Genomic DNA, 3,910 nt, shown 5'->3' on the forward strand with positions numbered 1-3,910 from the left:
GCTCCAGCCCGACAACTTTATCCAGATCGTCGCCACGGGCGGTCAGCATTATCACCGGAATGCTGCTGCTATGTCGTACCTCCCTGAGCAGGGTTATACCATCCATTACCGGCATCATGACATCCAAGATCAGCAGATCAAAGCTACTCTGGCGCAGGCAGGCTAGCCCGCTCATTGCGCTGTTGTGTACAGTAACGTCCAGGCCGTCTTTTGTCAGGTACTCTGCCAGCAAGCCTGTCAGTTGAACATCATCATCAATAAGCAATAACCGGGTCACGATATCTTCAGATCCTTTTAGTGCAATAAACTTATTTTATAGTCAGCCGCGTCCGGTTCAGCGACCAGAAGGTAATTACGGCCAGCGACAAATTGTTCAGACTCTGACTCTGCCAACGGCACTTTATTCTTATAACTGTCGGTATACACCAGTAGTATACGGTATTCGCCATCGGGTAAGTTGATCTCGGTTTGGGCGCCCTGACTTAATGACGTTATGTAATACTCTGTAGTATCAATAGTTTCGTTTGGCGGAACAAAATACAGGCTTAATGAAGGGTAGTCTGTAATAACATTCACAACACTGATATCAAAATCATAAATCTGCGGCAGGTTACTCTCTTCAACCACTATCGAACTTACTACTGCGCTACTGTTTTTAAATAACACTACTGCTTTACTCTCGCCCTGGTTCAGCGTCAGTAGCGCATTTTTCAGTAAAGAATTGCCCTCCATGTCTGTGGCTGATAAGCGGTAATCTGCGCCATCCAGTTGCAGGTAATCACTGAACGTATCATGTGCCAGACTGGTAAAAGCAATACTGTTGTTCAGGTAGATGTCGGTGGGGTCGGTACTGTCTACGCTGTTATATAACCTGAACTGCGCTGTTGCTGCTATGTCAGTCAGGTGTGTAACCGTAGTGGTATTGTTAATTACGTCTACCGCGATGTTACCTTGCAGCGGGCCTGATGCTAAACGTGGAACCAACACGTACTCTGTCAGATAACTAAAACTATAACTGGATGAGGTAAAGAGCACATCGTTACTGCCAGCTTCGGTAATGTAAATGATATAGCTGCCAAGCGTGAACTCAAGTGGCTCACTGATTTGCTGATAATTTACGGTTGCCACCAGGCTGGCGTCGGCAAAGCTGGCGTCGGAGTCACTGATATAGACATCATAAGCGGTATTTGCCGTCAGTAAGCTGGCGACATACAGTTTAAAGCTGTCTGTCAGGCTGTCATCACGTAAAAAAGACAGGCTGAGTAACTCCGGGTTGGCGTAGTCACCGGCCAGTAACAACAAGTGCTTATAACTCTGTTTAAGCTCAATACTGTTTTCCAGTACGCTGACATCATCTCCTGCGCTGTTAAGCCGGCTTAAGGTTATATCATAAGTACCAGACGTATAGGTCACCAGGGTGGTGGAATCGGTGTAGGTCGCGCTGCCTGCTAAGTAACTGCTGTCGTTGCTGTCGGTGAGAATTAAACGGGTTGAAGTGCTGTTAGCTGAGCCGTTATATAGCTGAATATAGCTGCTGGTATAGGTTGCAGACGTATCATCTGAACCGCTACTGCCACATCCGGCCAACATCAGTGCCGCTGAAAACAGGAAACAAGGTATAACAATACGCATAAAGCCTCATCAAATTAAGTACTGAATCAGCGCTAAGAAGGCTGAAATACCTAACAGTTCCGGGCTTTACTCAGCTTTACCCGGCTTAACCTTTCTTAACCGGAATGCATTTATAATTTTAACGGTAAGTGACTTTATTCTTTAATCTTCATTGCCTTATTGTGAACTGTTGCTACTTTTAGAATTCAGGTTCAAAAAGGAACAGCAGGGAGCACATTCTTATGCGTCGTAATATGCCGGTGACAAACACTGAGCGCACTTTTCCACCAAGCCAGAAGTTGATTTCCAATACTGACCTTAATGGCAATATCCGTCATTGTAACGACGCTTTTATAGCGATCAGTGGTTTTAGTAAAAGTGAGTTAATTGGTCAGCCACACAATATCGTTCGTCACCCGGATATGCCGCCTTTAGCCTACAAAATTATGTGGGAGCATTTAAAAGCCGGCAAACCATGGATGGGGCTGGTAAAAAACCGCAGTAAAAATGGTGACTACTATTGGGTGGATGCGTATGTCACCCCTGTTACCGAAGGCGGTAAAGTGGTGGGTTATGAGTCCGTTCGTTCCTGCCCGTCGCGCGAAGATATTAAGCGGGCGGAAAAGCTTTACAGTGCCATCAATCAGGGAAAATTCCGGTCCCGTCATTTTCATCTTGCCCTTCCCAACATGGCTCTGGCCGCAGTTTTGCTGCTCGCTGCGGCGTTGTATTTCAGCGGTTTTACCGGACTAACCCTGATTACCATGATATTGGCTTTATTGTGTTATGCCGCCTGGGCTAACTACAGCAAAAAAAGTGCGCTCGATAGTGTTAAAACCTTGCTGGCTAATTCTTTCCGGCATGAGCTTGCTGTTAAAACCTTTACAGATGATAAGCCTGATGTAGGTGAGCTTAAAGTTGCAGTGATGAGTTCCAAAGCTCATCTTGGTGCTGTGCTGAGCCGGATGGAAGATGCCGCAAAAAGTGTGTCTGAGCAATCTGATCTTGGGCTTGAACTGGCCAAGTCGTCGATGAAACTGATTCAGCGTCAGCAGCAGGAAACGGAGCAGGCAGCCACTGCCATGCATCAGATGACAACGACTATCGCCGAAGTGTCAAAACACGTACAGGAAACTGCAGAGAAGGCTGAGCAGTCTAATGAGTTGGCCGGGCGCAGCAGACAGACCGCGACGATAACGCGTAAAGCAATAGAAGAGTTGCGGCAAACCGTGAACGATATCAGTAACTCGGTGAAGGATGTTTCTGAACAGACGAAAAAGATAGCGTCAGTGGCACAAATGATAGAACAAATAGCCGAGCAGACTAATTTGTTGGCACTTAATGCCGCGATAGAGGCGGCAAGGGCAGGTGAACAAGGTCGTGGTTTCGCTGTAGTGGCAGATGAAGTGCGTAATCTGGCGCAGCGAACTCAGGATTCAACAAAAGAAATTCATCAGATTATCAGCGATTTAACCGGTAGAGCCGACAATGCTGTCAGGGTAGCACAAAACGGTACCACAGGCGCAGACGCCGGTTTAACCAGGGTAAAAGAAACCGAAGAAATGCTAAATGGCATTTCAGATGCCGTTGGCAGTATCGCCAATATGTCCATTCAAATGGCCGCCGCGGTTGAAGAGCAGGCGAATGTGGCAGAGGAAGTGAATCAGCAGGTAGTGAATATTTCCAGTCTGGCCAACAATAGCCTCACCGAAGCCGGAAATTCAGCTGACAGCATCAAACAGTTACAGCTGGTGTCAAATGAACTGCATGAGCTGGTGGTGCGCTTCACCCGCTAACGGCCAGATTGCTGCTATTCATTGTGTAACATAATAAAAAGGCCAGCTGAAAGCTGGCCTTTGCTGTTACATCAGTTATCAGTTACACAGTGATATTGATGTTTTGTCCCAGGTTGCCTACAGGGGATGAAGCCTGTACCTGCTCAACCGATTGCATAGCACTTTGTACCAGCATGGTTGCCATTTTAGCTTCCTGGTTCTGCTGCTTTTTGGCCATTACAGCCCCCAGTACCTCATAGCCCTGGTTTGAGCCTGCAGCGCCAACGGATTGACTCATAGTACCTCCTATGCCAATTCCTCAACACTGTAACGGCGGTATAGACTTTTACTTTAGTAAATTATTTTATTTTTTTCACCAGCAGTGAAATGGCTGGTATCGGCATAGCCATTTTGCGATCTGAACGGTTTAAGGCTGCTTTAGGGAGCATAAATAAAAAATGCCGCCCGTTGCAGCGGGCGGCATTCCAACTTAGCGCGGAGTGACTCATTTCTCCATGTGCGTT

General features: G+C 46.9%; 4 protein-coding genes. 1 reads left to right on the top strand and 3 read right to left on the bottom strand.

Going from position 1 to position 3,910, the window contains the following annotated elements; genetic code table 11:
- Both VIN66_RS01760 and VIN66_RS01765 read right to left on the bottom strand, forming a co-directional pair.
- Positions 1-277: response regulator (locus VIN66_RS01760; RefSeq protein ID WP_331922393.1), on the bottom strand; the 277-nt coding region annotated here is incomplete at its 3' end.
- 17 nt (positions 278-294) lie between these two features.
- On the bottom strand, positions 295-1,632 hold the full coding sequence (locus tag VIN66_RS01765; protein WP_331922394.1) for a DUF4397 domain-containing protein: 1,338 nt from the start codon (positions 1,630-1,632) through the stop codon (positions 295-297).
- Between the two features lie 221 nt (positions 1,633-1,853).
- On the opposite strand from VIN66_RS01765, the gene VIN66_RS01770 reads away from it, so the two are divergent.
- Entirely contained in the window at positions 1,854-3,407 is a 1,554-nt protein-coding gene (locus VIN66_RS01770; protein WP_331922395.1) for a PAS domain-containing methyl-accepting chemotaxis protein, read from the top strand.
- Between the two features lie 82 nt (positions 3,408-3,489).
- Here the strand turns inward: VIN66_RS01770 and VIN66_RS01775 are convergent, their stop codons facing one another.
- Entirely contained in the window at positions 3,490-3,684 is a 195-nt protein-coding gene (locus VIN66_RS01775) for a hypothetical protein (RefSeq protein ID WP_331922396.1), read from the bottom strand.
- Between the last annotated feature and the right edge of the window lie 226 nt (positions 3,685-3,910).

Origin of the sequence: Rheinheimera sp., from assembly GCF_036568245.1 — a bacterium.
GTDB lineage: Bacteria > Pseudomonadota > Gammaproteobacteria > Enterobacterales > Alteromonadaceae > Alishewanella.